At 69.3% G+C, this 19489-nt stretch carries 17 protein-coding genes and 1 tRNA gene; 12 read left to right on the forward strand and 6 right to left on the reverse strand.

What is annotated here, in order from left to right; genetic code table 11:
- Nucleotides 1-32: 32 nt before the first annotated feature.
- Nucleotides 33-1493 carry an aminopeptidase P family protein gene (locus NUT86_RS21580; RefSeq protein WP_274737142.1) on the reverse strand — a complete coding sequence of 487 codons (1461 nt, stop codon included), beginning with the start codon at nt 1491-1493 and terminating at the stop codon, nt 33-35.
- Between the two features lie 283 nt (nt 1494-1776).
- Nucleotides 1777-3408 carry a PP2C family protein-serine/threonine phosphatase gene (locus NUT86_RS21585; protein WP_274737144.1) on the reverse strand — a complete coding sequence of 544 codons (1632 nt, stop codon included), beginning with the start codon at nt 3406-3408 and terminating at the stop codon, nt 1777-1779.
- A 722-nt stretch (nt 3409-4130) separates the two neighbouring features.
- Between NUT86_RS21585 and NUT86_RS21590 the strand changes: the two genes are divergently transcribed.
- Complete coding sequence (locus tag NUT86_RS21590; protein WP_159487288.1) at nt 4131-4880, forward strand: bifunctional DNA primase/polymerase; 750 nt, start codon at nt 4131-4133, stop codon at nt 4878-4880.
- Nucleotides 4881-5077: 197 nt separating this feature from the next.
- Nucleotides 5078-5689 (forward strand): hypothetical protein, encoded by a 612-nt coding sequence (locus NUT86_RS21595; RefSeq protein WP_266438750.1) that lies wholly within the window; start codon nt 5078-5080, stop codon nt 5687-5689.
- Between the two features lie 250 nt (nt 5690-5939).
- Here the strand turns inward: NUT86_RS21595 and NUT86_RS21600 are convergent, their stop codons facing one another.
- From NUT86_RS21600 to NUT86_RS21610, 3 genes are all read right to left on the reverse strand, one after another.
- Nucleotides 5940-6908 carry a DUF5926 family protein gene (locus NUT86_RS21600; RefSeq protein ID WP_018093457.1) on the reverse strand — a complete coding sequence of 323 codons (969 nt, stop codon included), beginning with the start codon at nt 6906-6908 and terminating at the stop codon, nt 5940-5942.
- 114 nt (nt 6909-7022) lie between these two features.
- Nucleotides 7023-7700 (reverse strand): ATP-binding protein, encoded by a 678-nt coding sequence (locus NUT86_RS21605; RefSeq protein ID WP_229838114.1) that lies wholly within the window; start codon nt 7698-7700, stop codon nt 7023-7025.
- Between the two features lie 53 nt (nt 7701-7753).
- On the reverse strand, nt 7754-8599 hold the full coding sequence (locus NUT86_RS21610) for a glycerophosphodiester phosphodiesterase (protein WP_148588837.1): 846 nt from the start codon (nt 8597-8599) through the stop codon (nt 7754-7756).
- A 590-nt stretch (nt 8600-9189) separates the two neighbouring features.
- On the opposite strand from NUT86_RS21610, the gene NUT86_RS21615 reads away from it, so the two are divergent.
- From NUT86_RS21615 to NUT86_RS21625, 3 genes are all read left to right on the forward strand, one after another.
- Nucleotides 9190-10659: a S1C family serine protease gene (locus NUT86_RS21615; protein WP_159487282.1), complete on the forward strand. Its 1470-nt coding sequence runs from the start codon at nt 9190-9192 to the stop codon at nt 10657-10659.
- 52 nt (nt 10660-10711) lie between these two features.
- Nucleotides 10712-10798: transfer RNA gene (locus NUT86_RS21620), tRNA-Ser, on the forward strand.
- 320 nt (nt 10799-11118) lie between these two features.
- A complete protein-coding gene (locus tag NUT86_RS21625; RefSeq protein ID WP_018093461.1) occupies nt 11119-11457 on the forward strand; it encodes a peptidase inhibitor family I36 protein in 339 nt (112 codons plus the stop codon).
- 183 nt (nt 11458-11640) lie between these two features.
- Here NUT86_RS21625 and NUT86_RS21630 read toward each other — a convergent pair whose 3' ends face one another.
- Nucleotides 11641-12345 carry a PepSY domain-containing protein gene (locus tag NUT86_RS21630; RefSeq protein ID WP_274737147.1) on the reverse strand — a complete coding sequence of 235 codons (705 nt, stop codon included), beginning with the start codon at nt 12343-12345 and terminating at the stop codon, nt 11641-11643.
- A 782-nt stretch (nt 12346-13127) separates the two neighbouring features.
- Between NUT86_RS21630 and NUT86_RS21635 the strand changes: the two genes are divergently transcribed.
- The 7 genes from NUT86_RS21635 to NUT86_RS21665 all read left to right on the forward strand — a co-directional run bounded on the left by NUT86_RS21635 (nt 13128) and on the right by NUT86_RS21665 (nt 19351).
- Complete coding sequence (locus NUT86_RS21635) at nt 13128-13943, forward strand: TIGR04255 family protein (protein ID WP_093641569.1); 816 nt, start codon at nt 13128-13130, stop codon at nt 13941-13943.
- Nucleotides 13944-13986: 43 nt separating this feature from the next.
- Complete coding sequence (locus NUT86_RS21640; protein WP_127152128.1) at nt 13987-14601, forward strand: hypothetical protein; 615 nt, start codon at nt 13987-13989, stop codon at nt 14599-14601.
- A gap of 11 nt (nt 14602-14612) precedes the next feature.
- Nucleotides 14613-15347, forward strand: coding sequence for a hypothetical protein (locus NUT86_RS21645; RefSeq protein WP_018093464.1), 735 nt, complete (start codon nt 14613-14615; stop codon nt 15345-15347).
- A 144-nt stretch (nt 15348-15491) separates the two neighbouring features.
- A complete protein-coding gene (locus tag NUT86_RS21650) occupies nt 15492-16844 on the forward strand; it encodes an SGNH/GDSL hydrolase family protein (protein ID WP_274737150.1) in 1353 nt (450 codons plus the stop codon).
- Between the two features lie 278 nt (nt 16845-17122).
- Nucleotides 17123-17602: a LysM peptidoglycan-binding domain-containing protein gene (locus NUT86_RS21655; RefSeq protein WP_018093466.1), complete on the forward strand. Its 480-nt coding sequence runs from the start codon at nt 17123-17125 to the stop codon at nt 17600-17602.
- A 301-nt stretch (nt 17603-17903) separates the two neighbouring features.
- Nucleotides 17904-18428, forward strand: a complete 525-nt coding sequence (locus NUT86_RS21660) for a GNAT family N-acetyltransferase (protein ID WP_159489224.1) — start codon at nt 17904-17906, stop codon at nt 18426-18428.
- A 164-nt stretch (nt 18429-18592) separates the two neighbouring features.
- Nucleotides 18593-19351, forward strand: a complete 759-nt coding sequence (locus NUT86_RS21665; RefSeq protein ID WP_274737152.1) for a class I SAM-dependent methyltransferase — start codon at nt 18593-18595, stop codon at nt 19349-19351.
- Nucleotides 19352-19489: the final 138 nt, after the last annotated feature.

The following is a 19489-nucleotide window of genomic DNA, read 5'->3' on the forward strand; positions in this document are numbered from 1 at the left end:
CCACCGGGAGCCGTACGCGATGTCCTGCGGTACTACTTGCCGAGCAGCCCGGCCATCCAGGCCTCGACCTCGTCCGACCGGCGCGGCAGCCCGGCCGACAGATTCCGGTTGCCGTCGTCGGTCACGAGGATGTCGTCCTCGATGCGGACCCCGATGCCCCGGTACTCCTCCGGCACCGTCAGATCGTCCGCCTGGAAGTACAGTCCGGGCTCGACGGTGAGCACCATGCCGGGCTCCAGCGTGCCGTTGACATAGTGCTCGGTGCGGGCCGCGGCGCAGTCGTGGACGTCCAGGCCGAGCATGTGGCCGGTGCCGTGCAGGGTCCAGCGGCGCTGCAGCCCCAGGTCCAGCACCCGCTCGACCGGGCCCTCGACCAGGCCCCACTCGACCAGCTTCTCGGCGAGCACCCGCTGCGCCGCGTCGTGGAAGTCGCGGTAGGCCGCGCCCGGCTTGACCGCCGCGATGCCCGCCTCCTGGGCCTCGTAGACCGCGTCGTAGATCTTGCGCTGGAGGTCGCTGTAGCGGCCGTTGATCGGCAGGGTGCGGGTGATGTCCGCGGTGTAGAGGGTGTGGGTCTCCACACCGGCGTCCAGCAGCAGCAGATCGCCGGAGCGGACCTCGCCGTTGTTGCGGACCCAGTGCAGGGTGGTGGCGTGCGGGCCGGCGGCGCAGATCGAGCCGTAGCCGATGTCGTTGCCCTCGACGCGGGCGCGCAGGAAGAACGTTCCCTCGATGTAGCGCTCGCTGGTCGCCTCGGCCTTGTCCAGGACCTTCACGACGTCCTCGAAGCCGCGCACCGTCGAGTCGACGGCCTTCTGCAGCTCGCCGATCTCGAACTCGTCCTTGACCGCGCGTGCTTCGGAGAGGAAGACCCGCAGCTCTTCATCGCGCTCGGCGGTGACCTTGTCGGTCAGCGCGGCCTCGATACCGGCGTCATGGCCACGCACCACGCGGACCGGGCCGGTGGCCTCCTTGAGCGCGTCGGCCAGCTCACGGACGTCCTTGCAGGGGACGCCGAGCAGCGCCTCGGACTCGCTGAGGCTGTGGCGCCGGCCGACCCACAGCTCGCCCATGCCGTTGAGCCAGAACTCGCCGTTCTCACGGTTGGAGCGGGGCAGCCGGTGGATCGTCGCCTCGTGCGAGTCGCCCTTCGGCTCCAGGACCAGGACGCTGTCGTCGGTCTGGTCGCCGGTGAGGTAGACGTACTCCGTCGAGGCGCGGAACTGGTACTCGGTGTCGTTGGAGCGGGTCTTCAGATTGCCCGCCGGGATCACCAGGCGCTCGCCGGGGAAGCGCGCGGACAGCGCGGCCCGGCGCCGGGCGGCATTCGGGGCCTGCTCGACCGGCTTCAGATCGCGCAGCTCGGTGTCGGCCCAGCCGCTCTTCATGTTCTCCGCGAGCTCGTCCGAGACGCCCGGGTAAAGGCCGTTCTTGCGCTGCTTGATCGGCTGCTCGTCCTCGTCCGGGGTCTCCGGCGTGAGCTCGTCGGTCACAATGCCTCCTTTAAAGACTGAACCGCATTCCATCGTATGTGCGGATCGAAAGCGGTCCAGGGCCCGGAAGGTGTGACCTCTCCGGCAGACCGGCCATAGGAGGCATGGCGCCCGGCGGGTCCGGGCGGGTGGCGCGGGCGGGAGCGCGGGACGGCAGGTCCTCCGCCGTACGGGGCGGGAGCGCGGTGCGCCAGGCCCGCCGCCGTATGGGGCGTGCTCAGGGCCGGCCCCGCGACCAGGGCCGGGGGCCGCCGGACCGGCCCTGAGCCGCCGGACCGGGGGGCTACTCCTCGAAGTACGCCGCGAGCAGCACGACGTCCTCCTCCGACGCCGGATCGTCCAGGCCCTGCGGCAGCATCGTGCGCACGATGTGGTCGACGACCGCCTCCGGATCATGGCGGGCGGCCTGGGGAACGCCCGCGGCGGCCGCGTGCAGCCGGGCGAAGGCGCGGTCCATGGGCTCGCCGGTGCGGTGCAGCAGCCCGTCGCTGTAGAGCAGCAGGGTCTCGCCGCCGGCCGGTTCGATCTCCACGCTCGGCGCCTCCCAGCAGGCCAGCATGCCCAGCGGCGCGGACAGCGAGGTCTCCACGTACTCGGTCCGCAGATCGCCGAGGATCAGCGGCGGGCAGTGGCCGGCCCCGGCCAGGACGATCTTGCGGGCGAAGGGGTCGGTGATACCGCCCGGCATCGGGGGTGCGGGCGGCCCGCCCGGCGAGCCGGGCGGCGGCTCGGTGAAGGCGAACAGCGCGGTGGCGCTGCGGGCCGGCTCGGTCAGCCGCAGCAGCAGTTCGAGGTCGGAGAGGACCGCGACCGGATCCTCGCCCTCCATGACGGCGTAGGCGCGCAGGGACGCCCGCAGCCGCCCCATGGCCGCCACCGCGCTCGGCCCGGAGCCGGTCACCGAACCGATGGCCAGACCCAGTGCGCCGTCGGGCAGCGGCAGCGCGTCGTACCAGTCGCCGCCCCCGCGCGGTCCGCTGTGGTGCCGCACCGCGAGGCGGACGCCGGGGATCCGCGGCAGCCGGTGCGGCAGCAGCTCCTCGCGGAGGGTCCGGACGGCCTGCCGGCTGCGGTGGAGTTCGAGGAGCCGGGCGAGGTGCTCGGCGGCGTGCGCCCGGTAGAGGCCGATGAGATGGCGCTGCCGTTCGGTGGGCTCGGCCGGTTCGTCGTAGAGCCAGACCGCGGCGCCGGTCCGGCCGATGGGGTCGGCGGCGAGCGGGACCGCGTAGCTGGCGGCGTACCCGAGCCGGGCCGCGACCTCGCGCAGGCGCGGGTCGAGGTCCTTCTCGCCGGGGATGTCGGGTTCGGAGATCTCGGTGCACGGTCCGGCCGCGGGCGCGCCGCGCGGGCCGGGGGGACGGCCCGTGTCACGCGCCTCGTGCCGGGGGTCGTGGAGCGGTCCGGTCCGGGGGCCGTCGCCGGTGGCGCCCGGCTCCGGGAGGCCGTCCAGTATCCGCGCGTACGACAGGGCGCGGCGCGGGATGGTCTCGATGGTGCCGATCTCGGCGTGGCCGAGACCGAGCCCGACGGTGGTCTCCGGGCCGAAGCCGTCGGCCGGGGCGAGGACGACCAGACCGCGCCGCGCGCCGACCAGGGAGGCGCCGGCGCGCAGCAGCTCGTGGAGGGCGTCCTCCAGCGTGCGGGTGCGCGCGAGCTGTTCGGTCAGGTCGTGCAGGGTGCTGAGGTCGGAGATCCAGCCGGCCAGCCGGTCCTGGACGGCGGCGAGTTGGTCGACGACGGAGAAGTCGGGGGCGGCGCCGGGGGCGGTGTCTGACGCGGCGTCGGGCGCGGTGTCCCGAGGGGCGTCCGGAGGAGTGCCGGACGGGGTGTCGGAGGGGGGATCCGCGGGGGTTTTCCCCAGGCGCGGGTCGACAGTGTGAGTGGGGGCGGGAAGAGCTGGTTCGATTCCAGCCACTTTCGGTACGTGAGGGGCGGTCATGGCCGGCGACTCTCGTTGCGCCGGGTAATGACCCAGGTCAGGCCGCTTTTTGGTAGGGAGTGCGGCATTTTGTTGAGTGATGTTGCGCGGTACGGTTGGCCGCTCAATTTCCTCAATAGCATCGCAAACCCCCATGTCATGCTGCTCCGCTATCAATGCCTCCAGATGTACACGCACCAGCGATGTGATGTCCAGCACTCTCCCCATGGGGTTTGTGGTGTCAGCGAGGTCTGTAGATTGGCCTGAAAAAAGCCCCCCGAGCGTCAATTTGAGGTCGACTGACGGCGATCAACAGCGCGTCATCACCACAGTGGCGGGTACGTACTCGGAAAGGTGCGGGGTCAGTTGGGGCCGCACCGGAACTCTCCGGCGGACACCGGCGTCTAATACGGCGACGACCGCGACGCACTCCCAAGAGGCGGGGACTGCACCACGGAGGCGCAATCGCCAGGCGCGCGCCACCCCCCGCCATGTTCCACGCTCGGCGTACGGCGTGATGCGCTGCCTTGTACACGCGGTGACCAGTGATCCACGTGGCGTGATCGAGATGCGATCGACCCCGGGAAGCCCGGCCGGGCCGCAGGAAACGCCACACCACGGCATGAAGCGGCACGGCACGAACGACGGCGAACCGGCAAGAAGTGCCATGTAGTGCGATGGACCAAGCCCTCGGCGTTTACGGAAAGGAACGAGCGCTCATGCGCGAGATCCTCGGAAGGCGACGCAAGCTCCTGTTCCGGCGCGGCGGAAGGTCGGCGCTGCTCGGTGCGGCGCTCCACTGCGCCACCGAGTGGCAGTGGCCCGTACTTCCCGGTGTGGGGATCAGGCCCGCCGGCCGCCAGCCGGGCGGCGCCCGGCTCGGCCTCGGCGAGCGGACCGGCCGCCGGTGCAGCTGCCCCGACCCCGACTGTGTGGTGCCCGGCGCGCACCCCTTCGACCCCGGCCTGATGGCGGCCACGACCGACGCCCGGATGGTGCGTTGGTGGTGGGCGAACCGCCCCGATGCCCCGATCGTGCTGGCCACCGGCGGCCGCGCGCCCTGCGCGGTGAGCCTGCCCGCCGTCGCCGGCGCCCGCGCCCTGGCGGCCCTGGACCACTTCGGGGTGCGCCTCGGCCCCGTGGTGGCCACGCCCACCCGCTGGTCGCTGCTCGTATCGCCGTACGACCTCGCGGAGTTGGGCGAGCTGCTGCACTCCCAGGACTGGGTGCCCAGCTCGCTGCGGTTCCACGGCGAGGGCGGCTATCTGGTGCTCCCGCCCTCCCAGATCGGCGCGGGCAGGGTCCGCTGGGAGCGGCCGCCGGCTCCCCCCAAGCGCTCCACTTCGTTCGAGCAGGGGGGACCCCCACCCTCGGCCGCGCCCTGGCTGCCGAAGGTGGGCACGATCGTGGACGCCCTGGTCACGGCGAGCACCAGCACTCCCGACGGCGGCAGCCGGCTCGCGTACTGACGTCCGCGCGGGCGCCTGCCCCGTCTGCTCGGCGGGCGGTCAGAAACGACGCGCGGGCGGATCACCCGTTCGGGTGTGACCGGCCCGGACAACTACGGGAAACCCGCGTCCGGGTGCCTGGGCGCACCCTCGCCGCCCGATAGGTTCGGCCCACCGTCAAGCCGTCGTCAGCGGCATCTCGATCCAGGTGGGGGCCCATGCAGCGTGCGCAGAAAATCCGCATGACCGGGCTCGCCGGCGTGGCGGTGCTCGCCGGCGTCGTGCCGCTGGGCGCCGCAATGGCCGGTCCGGCCGACCTCACGGCTTCCGGGACGGCCGCCACGTCCGAAAACAGCTCTGCGGCCAAAAGGGGCATCAAGTCCAATAGTGGTGCCAAGTCGGGCAAGAGTCCCGTCACTGTCGGCGCCCGGACCTCCACCGGCTCCCCTACCGGCCCCGGCCTGCCGCCTCCCTCCGGCCGTACCTCCCGCTGCGGCCCCCAACTCGCCGCTCCCGGGCGGATCGAGGCCCAGACCTGCGTGCTCGCCGAGAACGGTCTGACCTGGGGGCGGACCTACTACCGCAATCTCACCGGCGCCCCGCTGCGCGCCGCACTGACGCTGCTGCGACCGGACGGTACGACCGTCCAGGTGCACTGCGAGGTGGCGGCGGCCGGTGTGCCGGGCATGTGCGAGACGCCGACCGGGGCGACCGTGCGCGGGGGTGGGCCGTACGGCGCGGTGGCGGAGTTCTCCGACGTGGCGGGGGAGCGGCTGCTGCTGCGCTCCGGCAGCAACTCGCCTGCGGGAGGCAGTGGTTCGGACCACTGACGCACGGAGTCACCGGTGGCCGGGGCCGGCCGAGCGGCGCACCCGGCTCCGGGCATGGAAGCGCCCGGTCGCTGGCGACGGGGGATGCACCAGCGACCGGGCTTCTAGAACCGTAACAAGAGATCGGCAGTTCGCAAATTCGATCGTGGAATTCCGGACGCCTATTTACCGGCAGGTACGGGGAGTTGTGACAGGTGTCACGCCTGAGGTCCCCGGAGGCATCCATTCCGCACGGTCGAGGGCGTTCCGGTCAGCTCAGGGTCACCTGGCGGTTGGTGAGCCCGCCGCGCGCCCGGCGCTCCTCGGGGGTCAGCGGGGCGTCCGTCGCGAGCGCCTCGGCCAGCCGCTCGGCGAACGCCGCGGCCGGCTTGGCGACGTCCTCGGCGCTCATCGACGAGGGCAGGTCCCAGACCGGAACGACCAGACCGTGAGCGCGGAACGAGCCCACCAGACGGGTGCCCTCACCGAGCGAGGAGTCGCCCGCGGCGTGCAGCCGGGCGAGTGCGTCCAGCAGCTGCTCCTCGGGGTGCCCGGTGACCCAGCGCAGATGGTTCTTCTCCGGGGCCTCGCACCAGTACGCGCCCTCCAGCCCGGGAATCCGGGAGGTGGGAATGGCCGCCGCGTTGGCCCGCTCCAGAGAGGCGGCGACCTCGCCGGTGGCGTTCTCGGCGTTCTCCACCCAGAACTCGAAGCCGGTGTGGACGGACGGCTCAAAAGCCGCGTCCGGGTCGAGCAGATCCTGCAGCCGCGGACCGTCGGGGGCCGGGCGCGCGGCGGCGACCGGGGTGCCGGGCTCGGCGGCCAGCGCGCGCTGCAGGGTGTCGGCGAGGTCGCGGCTGAGGTCGCCGGAGGCGGTGTCGTTCTGCAGGCCGAGCATCACCGCGCCGTTGTCGCGGCGCAGTGCGGGCCAGGCCATCGGCAGCACGGTCGCCAGCGTCACGGACGGGACGCCCTCGGGCAGCCCGCCCTTCAGCGTCAACTCGGCGGTGGCGGCGGGCACCAGCTCGCGCAGCGCCACCCAGTCGCACTCACCGGGCAGGCCCTCGAAGGGGCGCTGCACCAGCTCGGTGGCGGCATGCGCCGCCTGTCGCCCGTGACAGGCCTTGTACCGGCGGCCCGAGCCGCACGGGCAGGGTTCACGGGCACCGACGACCGGCACCTCGCCGCCCTTGATCTGTGATGCTGCGGCCTGGGGCTGGGGACGGCGCTTCTTGGCCATGGCGACGGTGTCTCCTGGTCGATCCTGGGCGTACGGACGCGTTTCGGCGCGAGCCTAGAGGATTGCGTACGGCGTCGCGCTCGGCCGCGCGCCCGGCCGTGTCCCGCCGTGCCGCTACGTCAGATCGTCGAATTCCGGGAAGCCCGGGGTCAGCGGCCGCACCGTGCTCACCCCTGCGCCCCTGGCGAGCGAGGGCGGCAGATCGGGTGTCAGATCCACGCGCGTAGCGAAAGCGCCCTGGAGCGAGAGGGCCGCCCAGACCGTGACTTCGCCGACGACGGAGTCGTGTACGCCCCAGTCCTTGGCGAGCGAGCGGATGATGGCCAGCCCGCGGCCGCCGCGTGCCGTGACCGACGGTGTGGCCGGAAGGGGCCGGGTCGGGCCGCCGCCGTCCGTGACCGCGACGGTCAGTCTGCCCTGTGAGTCGATACGCCAGGACGCCCGGATGGATGCCGACGGGGCGTCCGTTGCCTCGGCCGTTGCGGAGCCCGGTGATCCGTTTTCGTATATCGGACGCGCATGGCGACACGAATTGCTCAGCAGCTCCGAAAGAATGAGGACCGCGTCATCGACGACTGTGTCCTGAACTCCACTTGCCAACAGCTCTTCACGCATGCGCCGCCTGGCCATGCCCACACCCACGGGACCATGGGGTACGGCCATGATCGACGACGTCGGCACCTCTTGTGCCACCACCAACGCCACCCCCGAGACCTCCTTTGCCCCACGCCACGGGATGAATGCCCCAATGGACTGGACCGGAAACCGGCCAAGCGGCACATGGTGACGCATTGGACACAATCGAATACGGGTCGAATGCGCCGGTGCACACCCTGTGATGAGCTTTAGCCAAGGCCGAGTTGGATTCGTACCTGCTTGGGGCGGTTCGTAATCACCGCGTCCACGCCCAATTCCTGACAGAGCTCGACATCGGCGGTGTCATTGACGGTCCATACGTGGACGCGGTGGCCCGCGCGATGCGCCTTGGCGACGTAGTCGGGGTGCGAGCGGAGGATGCGTATCCCGGGGCCCGCGATGCCGACACCGGGCGGGAGCCGGCCGTCACGGTGCCGCGGGGTGAGGAATTGCATCAGGTAGACGCCGGGGACCTCGGGTGCCGCGGCCCGTACGCGGTGCAGGGAGCGCGCCGAGAAGCTCATGACCCGTACCGAAGGGGTCCAGTCCGTGCGCATGGCCGGATTCGTGTGCCCGAATCGGGCCAGCAGCTCGACCAGCCGCTCCTCCACCTGTCCGGCCCAGCGCGTCGGGTGTTTGGTCTCGATGGCCAGCTCGACCCGGCGGTCCGCGTCGGCGACCAGCTCCAGCAGCCGCTCCAGCGTCAGTACGGAGGTCCGCTCGGGGTCCTCGTGCTGCCGGTCCGGTGCCTCGTTCGCGAACCCGTCGCCCTTCCAGGAGCCGAAGTCGAGCATGGCGAGATCGGCGAGCTCCAGGGCGGAAACCGAACCGCGCCCGTTGGACGTGCGGTTCACCCGGCGGTCGTGCACGCACACCAGATGCCCGTCCGCGGTCAGCCGGACATCGCACTCCAGGGCGTCCGCCCCGTCCTCGATCGCCTTGCGGTAGGCCGCGAGGGTGTGTTCCGGGGCGTCCTCGGAGGCACCGCGATGGGCGATGACGGAAATGGCGGGACGGCCCGGACGGGCGTCCTGGGCAGGGCGTGCATAGGTCACCGCGTTATCGTGCCATCCACCGCTGAGGGGGCGCCGGGCGCATACCCGGGGCGCGGAACAGGGGATGCGCCGGTTTTGTCCGGCATAAAGGATGAGGGGACAGTCACAGCCTCGGCTTACGGTGCTCTGACGCGCGGTGGGAAAGGGTGGTAGGGAGACTCGCCCGTATCGCCCGGCCCGGACCCCGGACCGGACCTGCGGACGGGGCTCGCGCACGGCCGGGGCGTGCGGGACGGGACCTGCGGATCACGGCCGGCGGCCCCCGGACCGGCGGACCGGGACTCGCCCGTATCGCCGGGATCCTTAATCCTGGAGTACTGGGGCTCCCCGTCCACCGGCACGAGGAGCCGTACGACCCGGAGGGCCCCAGGCCCGCCGGACCGGAAGAACCGCACCACCCGGCGGACCGCGAGGCCCGCCGGCCCACAGAAGAACCGCACCACCCGGACGCACCTCCAGGGTCCGGCCGAACTGCAAGCCCCGGAAGAAACGGCCGCCCCGGATCTCGGGCATGGATGAGATCCGAGGCAGCAGGGAAGCAGCCTGCCGAGGCCGTGGGCGCCGACAGTCATGAAGCTGAGGAGAGACCTGTGAGCACCGAGAACGAGGGAGTCGCCGTCCCGTCGGAGGCCAAGCCGCCGACCGGGCCGCAGCCGGACAGCGCCCCCGCGTCCGCCTCCGGCGCCCAGGCTCCCGACGCCCCGCACACGCCGCCCCCGCCGGGCTTCGCCCCGACCGTCGGCTCGGCCCCGGGCGCCGGACACCCTCCGCAGCCCGGCTTCGGATACCCCGGCGACGACCCGGCCACCGAGCAGACCGCCCAGATCCCGCCGTACCCGGGCGCCGGCCATGGCGCCCCCGGCGCGGGCGGCGGCTGGGGCCAGCAGCCTCCGTACGGCGGCGACCCCTGGGGTGTGACCGGCAGCCCGGCGCCCAAGCGGCGTAACGGCGGCCTGATCGCGGCCGTCCTGGTGGCGGCGCTGGTGGCCGGCGGTGTCGGCGGCGGCATCGGCTTCTGGGCCGCGGGCCAGAACGACAGCGCCTCGACGACGGTCTCCGCGCCCGGCGACCCCGGCGCGCTGAACCGCAAGCCCACCTCCGTCTCCGGGATAGCGCAGAAGGCGCTGCCGAGCGTCGTGACGATCGAGGCGCAGGGTGCCACCGGTGAGGGCGGCACGGGCACCGGCTTCATCTACGACAAGCAGGGCCACATCCTCACCAACAACCACGTCGTCGCCAGCGCGGCCGGCGGCGGCAAGCTCACCGCGACGTTCTCCAACGGCAAGAAGTACGACGCCGAGGTCGTCGGCAACGCCCAGGGCTACGACGTCGCCGTGATCAAGCTGAAGAACGCCTCCGGCGCCCCGCTCAACCCGCTCCCGCTCGGCAAGTCCGGCAGTGTGCAGGTCGGCGACGCCACGATCGCCATCGGCGCCCCCTTCGGCCTGTCCGGCACGGTCACCACCGGCATCATCAGCGCCAAGGACCGCCCGGTGGCCTCCAGCGACGGCGGCGGCACCAGCGCCTCGTACATGAGCGCCCTGCAGACCGACGCTTCGATAAACCCCGGTAACTCCGGCGGCCCGCTGATGGACGCCGCCGGCAATGTCATCGGGATCAACTCCGCGATCCAGTCGGCCGGCAACGGCGGCGGTCTGGGCGGCGAGTCCCAGCAGTCCGGCAGCATCGGCCTGGGCTTCGCGATCCCCATCGACCAGGCCAAGCGGGTCGCCCAGGACCTGATCAGGACCGGCAAGCCGGTCTATCCCCAGATCGGCGTCCAGGTCGGCATGCGGGACACCGGCGACGGCGCGACCATCGCCAAGACGGGCAACAACGGCTCCGAAGCCGTTACCCCGAACGGCCCCGCCGACAAGGCCGGCCTCCGGCCCGGCGACACCATCACCAAGCTCGACGACACGGTGATCGACAGCGGCCCCACCCTCATCAGCGAGATCTGGCAGCACAAGCCCGGCGACGAGGTCACCCTCACCTACAAGCGCGGCGGCAAGGAGCACACGACCCAAGTCACCCTGGGCCAGCGCACGGGCGACAAGTGACGCGCTAGTCTGATCCCGCGACACCCACGCGCCCCGCGCACCGGTGCCGCGGGGAGGCTTGCCCGAGCGGCCTAAGGGAACAGTCTTGAAAACTGTCGTGGCGGCAACGTCACCGTGGGTTCAAATCCCACAGCCTCCGCAGAGGTCAGCGAACTAGCTGGTCAGAAGGGGTGTCCTGCTTCGGCGGGGCACCCCTTCTGCGTTCGTCTTGTCTCACCCCGGTTTGTCTGGATCTCGCCGCAGGCTCCCGGCCCGAAGACGATGCGCCATGACCGGTGTCTTCGGTCTGTCCGGGGCTTCCTGGCCGGTCCGCGCGATGTGGCCGGCCAAGGGCTGGTGAAGCAGTGGCGCTGGGTTCGGCGTCGAGGAGGGTGGCTGAAAAGCAATTGTCCGTGGCCATCCGGCGCTGGGATGCTCGTTACTGACCATGATCCATACGGGGGAACAGGAGTACCACCCTTGAAGACCAAGCTCATTGCGCTCGGCGGCGCTGCGCTCATCGCGACGCTGCCTCTCGCCACCTCCACGACTGCCTCTGCCTCGTCCGTCTGCCGGAAGGGCTCGGTCTGCACGTGGTCGAAGAATGACTTCGGTGGCACGAAGCGCACCAGCGGCGTGAACCCCTCGCCGGGTTGTTACGACTGGAACGGCAAGACCGTTTCCAACCAGACGAAGAGGAAGATCCGGGTCTACAGCGACGTCTCCTGCTACGGCAAGACCGTCGACATCAAGCCCGGCCACTGGGGGCAGACCAAGCCGGGGGCGACGATCAAGTCCATCGCGGTCATCGGCCCGTGACCTGCGGCTAAGAGTTACTCAGATCCGCAGAAGGCGGACACGGCCCCGGCCATCGCATCGCGACCCGGGGCCGTGTCTTTGCCGGAAACCGACGAAGGGGCCGCGTACGCCGGACAGTGGCGGGCGCGGCCCCTTCGGGCTCTGGGGGAGGCTTCAGGCAGGCGGCTGCGGCCTGGTGTCTGATCAGTCGTCGTCGCTGTCGTTGTCGTCCTGGTCGTCGTTGTTGTCGTGGTCGTCGTGGTCGATGTGCTGGTTGAGGACCTTGCCGGTGGCGGCGTCGATGGTGATGTCGTGGTTCTTGTGGTCCTTGCCGAGGACGTCGATTTCCCAGACGGTGGAGCCGTTGCGGTCGTTGTCGTCGAGGCTGTAGGAGACGACGGTGCCGGGGACGGCCTTGAGGGCCTGGTCGGTGGCGTTGTGGTGGCCGGTCTTGTCGGTCTTGAGCAGGGCCTGGGTCTCGGCGGCGTCCTGGGCGGCGTCGTCGTCGCGGTCGGTGTGCTGGCTCAGGACCTTGCCGTTGCCGGCGTCGATGGTGATGTCGTGGCTCTTGTGGTCCTTGCCGAAGACGTCGACCTCCCAGACGAGGGAGCCGTTGCGGTCGGCGTTGTCGAGTTCGGCGGAGGTCGCGGTGCCGGGGACGGTCTGGAGGGCCTTGGCGGTGGCCTGGGACTGGCTGATCTTGTCGGCCTTGACCTGCGCGCGGTCCTTGGCGGTGTCGTCGAGGTGGCGCTCGTTGTGGGGGAGCTGGACCGAGGACTGCGGGGCCGGGCCGCCGTCGTCGTTCGCGAAGGCGGTCGCGGCACCCGTGCCACCGATCAGTGCGACAGCGGCAGCCGTGGCGAGGACGACGGCGCGAGGGGTGAGCGTGCGCTTGGCGGTGGCCTTCATGAGGACGTTCCTCCGGATCGTGTCGCGGTCTTGTTCCGCCGGCGGGCCTGTCGCGCCCTTCCGACATCCACCACAGTGCCGACCCGAACCTGAACACAGCCTGAAGCCCTGAAACCCTTCTTCAGGATCCGGCCCCGGGAGGGGTGAAGTGGCCGCCCCCGCAGGGCAGTTGCGGTGTCCCGCTCCAGCTTCAGTGGTTCCTCCGTCCCATGGCCTCCTTGTGGGCCATGTGCGGGCCGGCGGCGGCAGGTTGGCATCCCAGGACGGTGGCCGCAGGTTGGTTCGCGGCTGCGGCCAAGGAGTGTCGGGAAGTGGACCGGCGACGCCAGGCCCGAGCCCACAGGGTGGATGTCCGGTCTTCGCTGAGGGGTGGGCCGCACGGGTGGAAGTTCGATGCTGCTTGGCGTGCCGGGCGTCAAGTGACGGATGCTGCAAGGGTGTTACTGCCCGCGCGGCCGGGAGTGGCGTCCTCAGGTTCGAATCGCGAACGTCGGCCCGAATGTGGCAAGTCGGCGCTGAAACAGCAGGTCAGGGCCACTGGAGCGGTATGCAAGGGTCGAAGGGACAGGTCGCCGGGATCTCGCATGGCGGGATTTCGGCGTTGCGATTGAGTGAATGTCTCGTTCTTCGGGTGCGGAAGGGCCCGATTCTGGTTACAGTTCTGGTTACAGGTCGGTTCACGCAATACGCCACACGATCTCATGCAGGCTGCTGGTTCCACGGGAACGGGCTAGTGAGGCACAGTCCAGACAGCTAGGCAGGTGAAGGGGTGAGCGGTCTCAATGTATCCGGGACGCGAGGTCTTCCTCCATGCACCACTGGTCTATGTAACGGCTGAGATCACCCTTTCCTATGAGCCACGGGTCAACCAGCCCGCAGTGCGCGATGCATTCGCCGAGGGTGTCCGGCAGACTTTTCCACTGCTTCAGCAGGAGCGCGCACTCGCCGTGAAGCTGGAGGAGGTCGATGAAGACATCCCTCCTCAGGTTTTGCCGGCCCTCCGCGCTTTCACTGCCGACTCCGAGGCATCCGTGCTGCTCAAGGCCAGCGCGCTGACCGTGGATACGACTTCCTACACGCAGTTCGAGAAATTTGATGCGTTTCTCGGAGTGGCTCTGGCGGCGTTGGCGGAAAGCGTTCCGGGGGCCATGGTCCGCCGGGTCGGCGTCCGCTATGTGAATGAGATTCGTGTGCCGGGGGAGACTGCCGCGGATCCTGATTGGCCGACGTGGGTATCCGAGTCTTTGCTGGCCGCCCAAGGGCTGCTGCCGAGCGGTCATGCGGCAGGTTCCATGGGTCATGTTCTCTTCCATCTCGAGGATGACTGCTGGACCGGATTTCGCTATGGCGATGTCATCGGGACCACTATCGTCGACCGGGACGTGGCCGTGCGGCGGAAGAAAAGCGCGGAGCCGGAGAACAGCAGGTTCTTTGCTCTCGATATCGATAGCTTCTGGGATCCGAGTGAGCCCGTGAAGTTCGATCCCGATCAAATCGTGAAGATCTGCGATCGACTTCATCGACCCGCCGGCGAACTCTTCCAGGCATCGATCACGGAGCGCGCGAGGAAACATTTCAGGGGGGATCCGGATGAATGATCCGAGGGCAAGAGGTCGTCTCGACTTAGAGGTATTGCGGGCCGTGGCGGACAGCATCCGCCCACGCGCCGAGTGGGCTGCGGAGCAGCAGAGCTACACCAGCTATCAGGCCCTGGACGCGCAGTGGCGGGAAGACGGCCAGCGGTTGCGCATGCGTCACCGGCGCCATGAGCGGGGGCGCCAGGACCACCGCAGGAAGTGGCTGCGGGAGAGGCGACAGGAACTGGCCCGGTCCCTGTCGGTCGAGGACATGCTCCGCGATCTGTCGACAGAGCAAGGTCTCTCGTGGGTGGCAATGTCCCGGATGCTTGGGGTGAGCGTTCCGGCGTTGCGAAAGTGGCGTAGAGCCGGCGGTGTGACTCCTGATAACAGAGATAATCTCGCCGGGCTGGTCGCATTTCTTCGGATCCTCGGTGAAGCGGGTGTGGCAGATCCCGCTCAGTGGATCTCCCTTCCTGTACTTGACGGGTACACCGTCACTCCGCTCGATCTCTATACGCCTCTCACCGCAGTGGATTTGCTCGAACTGGGCGCAGGAGACGAACAACCGGCTACGCTGTTGGAGCGACTGCTGCCCGAGTGGCGCAGTACCCATAAGAGTGAGTACGAAGTATTCATTGCCGAGGACGGAAGGCCATCGCTCCGGCCTCGAAGTTGACGGAGGCGTGCATGGCGGAACAGCTCGACCAGATTCCGTGCATCGGCGAGCTGTACGCCTACAGGGGCGTCCCCGATGTGGACGAGGACGCCCCTCCTCTAGTTCTTCCGTGGCATCAGGGCGACATCTTCGAAAACGTCAACTTACCTGGCCTGGTAAGCACAATGGGCATGCTTTTTCTGCATCCCTGCACCATGCGGAAGGGTGCGGCCCTGGTGGATCACGTCACAATGATCGCGGTCGAGGAGTTCAGCGGCAAGAAAGTGCTGGACGGTGACGAGGCATGGGACCGTCACTGGAAAAGCAGGTATGCGCTGATGCCGCTCGCTAATTTGCGGGACCGTGAGGTGCGCGGCGGTACGCATGTCGCTGACTTCTCCAAGCTCGCCACCGTCCCTTCTTCGGAATTGAACCGGGGTAAGCGAATAGCCACCCTGACGGACACCGGCCGACTGCATCTCCTGCAGCGCTCTTTTCATCACTTCTCACGCGTCGTCGTCCCGCTGGGCGATCTGCGGGCCGGGATGCGGGGAGTGAACAGGGAGATCGAGCTTCAGCACGACTGGGTCGAGGCGGCGTGCGACTCGTGGAAAGAGTGGACGGACGACAGCCTGGCGCGGGCGGAGCAGGAGTTCGATGCGTACCTGACCGCGGAAGAGCGTCGCCGGCGGCTGTCCGACATCCAGCAGGAGACGGACATCGTGTGCGAAGTGATGAAGGAGATCGAGAGCCGCTACAAGTCCTGATCGGTACGTCTCTGCCGAATGGCAGATGTGGGGGGCCTCGGGCCGGGGTGAGACTGCGGAGGCGCGTCGGGGGAGCGGCTGAAGTCGGCTTGCTGTGGTGGGCGAACGGCGCGCATCTGCTGATGACGTGAAGGTGGGCGGCCCATGGGTTTCTTTCAGTTCGTTCCGGCCCGGCGTGTGGTGCCTCTGGTGGGGATGGCGATGGTGATGGCGCTCGTGGGGGCAGGGGGAGCGGCGGGCGGGGGCGGTGGTGCTGCGGATGCCGCGACTGATGCGGATGCCGTGGCTGATGCGCATGCCGCGGGGCCGCGGGCGGCCCGTTGGACGGAGGTGTGGGGGGCTGCGGTGCAGCAGCCCGTCGAGGGGGACGTGGATGACGTTCCGAACTGGTCGGGGAAGGGCTTTCGGCAGCAGTCGGTTCGTCAGGTCGTCCGGGTCAGTGCGGGTGGGGCCCGGGTGCGGATCAGGCTGTCCAACCGGTTCGGTAAGGCGCCGCTGCGGGTGGACGGTGCGGTGATCGCGCGGTCCGGGGGAGGGGCGCAGGCTTGGCCCGGGACCACGCGGAAGGTGACCTTTCGGCACTCCGGTCGACACTCGGCTTCGACGGTGATCCCGGCCGGCGGTGAGGCGGTCGGCGATGCGGTGAGGCTGTCCACGTCCCCGCTGGAGAATCTGGTCGTCACTCTCTACTTCGCCGGGGCGACCGGGCCGGCCACTTTTCACCGGGTCGGGTTGACGACGTCCTATCGGGCCGCCGGGAATCACCTCAATGATGTGCTGGCCAAGGCTTATCGTCAGTCCTCGGAGTCCTCCTACTTTCTCAGTGGGGTCGATGTGTCGGGGCCGTTCCGGGAGCGGCGGAACACGGTGGTGGCGTTGGGGGATTCGGCCACCGATGGGGTGGGGTCCACGCCGGAGGCTCATGGCGGCTTTACGGACGGCCTTGCCGAGCGGCTGGTTGCCGCCCGCCGGAACGTCGGTGTGGTCAATGCCGGCATTGCCGGAAACATGCTGTTGACCAGCAGTTCCTGCTTCGGCGAGAAGGGCGTCACGCGGTTTCGGCGGGACGTCCTGGACCGGCCGGGGGTGCGTACGGTGATTGTCGAGCTGGGGGCCAATGATGTCGGGGCCAACTGGGCCACGGGTCCCTGCTTCCCGTCGTCGCACAAGCCGGTCTCGGCGCGCCAGATCGCCGAGGGCTATCGGGCGTTGATCCGCGCGGCGCACGGGCGGGGGATCAAGGTCATCGGGGCCACCATGGTGCCGCTGAAGGGGTATCCGGGCTACTCCGCCAAGGTCGAGCGGCTCCGTGCGCAGGTCAACCACTGGATCCGCACCAGCGGGGCCTATGACGCGGTCGTCGACTTCGACAAGGCCTTGGCTGACCCGGCCCATCCGGACCGGCCGCGTCCGGGCTATGTCTACGAGGACGGGCTGCACCCCAACGACGCCGGCTACCAGGCCATTGCCAACGCCTTTGATCTCGGGGAACTTTGACGGAGTGTCCGGGTGTCAGGGTCGGTACCCGGTGCCGGGCATGGAGATGTCCGGCACCCAGCCGCCCGAGTTGGTTTATTGGGCCACTTTTTATTGAGGCACCCTTTCCTTTCCTTTCCTTTCGTTGCGTTGCGGTGGTGTCGTGTGCGCCGAGATTTCGGCATGCCGGTGGTGGGCTCCGGCGGTAAAATGACCCCGGTGAAGTTGGGAGTTGGGGCTTCAGTGGCTGCTGTGGGGAAAACGTGCGGGCGCTTGGAAAGGCTTCTAGCGTGAGTGTCATGGGCACTCAACAGACAACACAGGACAAGTACTACGTCGTGATTGCCGGTGACACGCTTTCCGGGATCGCCTCTCGCTTCCATACCACTGTGAAGCAGCTTCAGATCTGGAACAAAATTTCAGATCCCAACGTCATCAAGGTAGGACAGCGGCTGATTGTCGCCAAGGCTTCGACGGGAGAGCCGCAGCCCGGCGATCCCAGCTTCGTTCCGTTCCCCGGTGGTGAGTGGTTCAAGACGCTGCCGACCAGCCCGATCATCCAGATGATGGGGCTGCGCCTGGTGGAGGAAGGGTGCGGCTCCCCTTACGGGTTCAGCGGGCCCGGGCCCAAGTGGAATGACAAGCACCGTCAGGCCTATGCCTCCTTCCAGCGCGCCCTGGGGTACTCGGGCTCGGACGCGGACGGCTGGCCGGGGCGGAAGTCCTGGGACCAGCTGCGTGTTCCGTTCCCGGAGGAGGACTACGGCGCCGCTGAGTGAGACCGGCCGGTGCGCCGGTGCGCCGGTGCGCCGGTGTGGCGCCCGGTCCGGCTGGTCGGCCGGTCAACTCGCATTGCATTGCGTTGCATTGCATTGCGTGAAAGTGGAATCCCTGTCTTGTGGCTGCCGGGGAATGTGGCGGCTGCGGGGCGGGGATTGCCGGATTGTCGTGGGGGTGGGGTGGGCATGGGGATTGCCGTGGGGCGGGAGTGCTGTGGGGCGGCGCGGTAAAATGGTGGAATCCGGAATTACCTTTCAGGTGTGATGCGGAAAGTGGGCAGTGGTCACGGTGGGTGCGCGGATGGTGGGGGAAATGGGCGGGGCCCGGCGGGGGGTTGTGGTGATCCGGCGCGCCGAGGGGCGGGATGCCAAACGGCTCACTCGGCTGGTGCGGAGTTCTCGCGCCTATGAAGGGCGGTATTCCTCGATGGTCGAGGGGTACCGGGTGGGGCCGGACTACATCGAAGCGCATCGGGTGTTTGTCGCCGTGGAGGAGGGGGGCGACGGTGCGGGCGCGGGTGAGCGGGACTCTGAGCGGGTGTTGGGGTTCTATGCGCTCATGGTGGAGCCGGCCGAGCTGGACCTGATGTTTGTGGCGGACCATGCGCAGGGGTACGGCATCGGGCGTCGGCTGGTTGAGCACATGCGGGAGGAGGCGTGGCGCGCCGGGCTCGACAGCGTGCGGGTGGTGTCGCATCCGCCTGCCGAAGGGTTCTACTGCAGCATGGGTGCCCGGCCGGTCGGAATGGTGCCGGCGAATCCGCCTGCGGTGATGTGGGACCGGCCGGAGCTCGCCTTCCTGGTGGGGCCCGGCGGGGAGAGTTGATCCTGTGATCGCGGGGTCTGGCAGGGCGCGGACCTGGGCGTGAGGGCGTGAGGGCCCGAGGGCGTGAGGGCCCGAGGGGTGGTCGCCGGGTGGCAGGCTTCGGGCAGGGCGACGTAAGGCGTAAATCGTTGGCCAGGCAGGTCTTTTGCGGTGATTGTGTGAGTATGACGCGATCATTTGAGGAGCTGGTGGCCGAGGCCGAGGCCGTATCGGTCGAGGGGTGGGACTTCTCGTGGCTGGCGGGGCGAGCCACGGAGGAGCGGCCCTCGTGGGGATATCAGCGGGCGATGAGTGAGCGGTTGGCGCGTGCGTCGGCGGCGTTGGACATCCAGACGGGCGGCGGTGAGGTGCTCGCCGGGGCGGCGAAGCTGCCGCCGGTGACGGTGGCCACGGAGTCCTGGCCGCCGAATGTCGCCAAGGCCACCGCGTTGTTGCATCCGCTCGGCGCGGTGGTGGTGGCCGATGCGGACGAGCCGCCGCTGCCGTTCGCCGATGAGGCCTTCGACCTGGTGACGAGCCGTCATCCGGTGACCGTGTGGTGGGAGGAGATCGCCCGGGTGCTGCGGCCCGGCGGCACCTACTTCTCCCAGCAGGTCGGTCCGGCCAGTGTGTTCGAGCTGGTGGAGTACTTCCTGGGGCCGCAGCCGGAGCACATTCGGCGGGGCCGTCATCCCGAGGACGCGCGCCGGGCGGCGGAGGCCGCGGGTCTTGAGGTGGTCGACCTGCGTGCGGAGTCACTGCGGACCGAGTTCTTCGACATCGGGGCGGTCATCTACTTCCTGCGGAAGGTGGTGTGGATGGTGCCCGGCTTCACGGTCGCGCAATACCGGGACCGGTTGCGGGAGTTGGATGAGCTGATCCGCAGGGAGGGGCCCTTTGTGGCGCAGACGACCCGGTTTCTGATCGAGGCGCGGAAGGCCTGAGTCTCTTCGGTCCGTTTGTTCCGGCCGTCTCCTCGGTCGGTCTGTTCGGGCTGCCTCTTCGGTCCGTCTGTTCGGGACGTCTCTTCGGTCCATCTGTTCTGGACGTCTCTTCAGGCTGTCTGTTCTGGCCGTGCCGCC

The sequence above is a fragment of the Streptomyces sp. G7(2002) genome, assembly GCF_028870195.1.
Taxonomy (GTDB): Bacteria; Actinomycetota; Actinomycetes; order Streptomycetales; family Streptomycetaceae; genus Streptomyces; species Streptomyces nigrescens.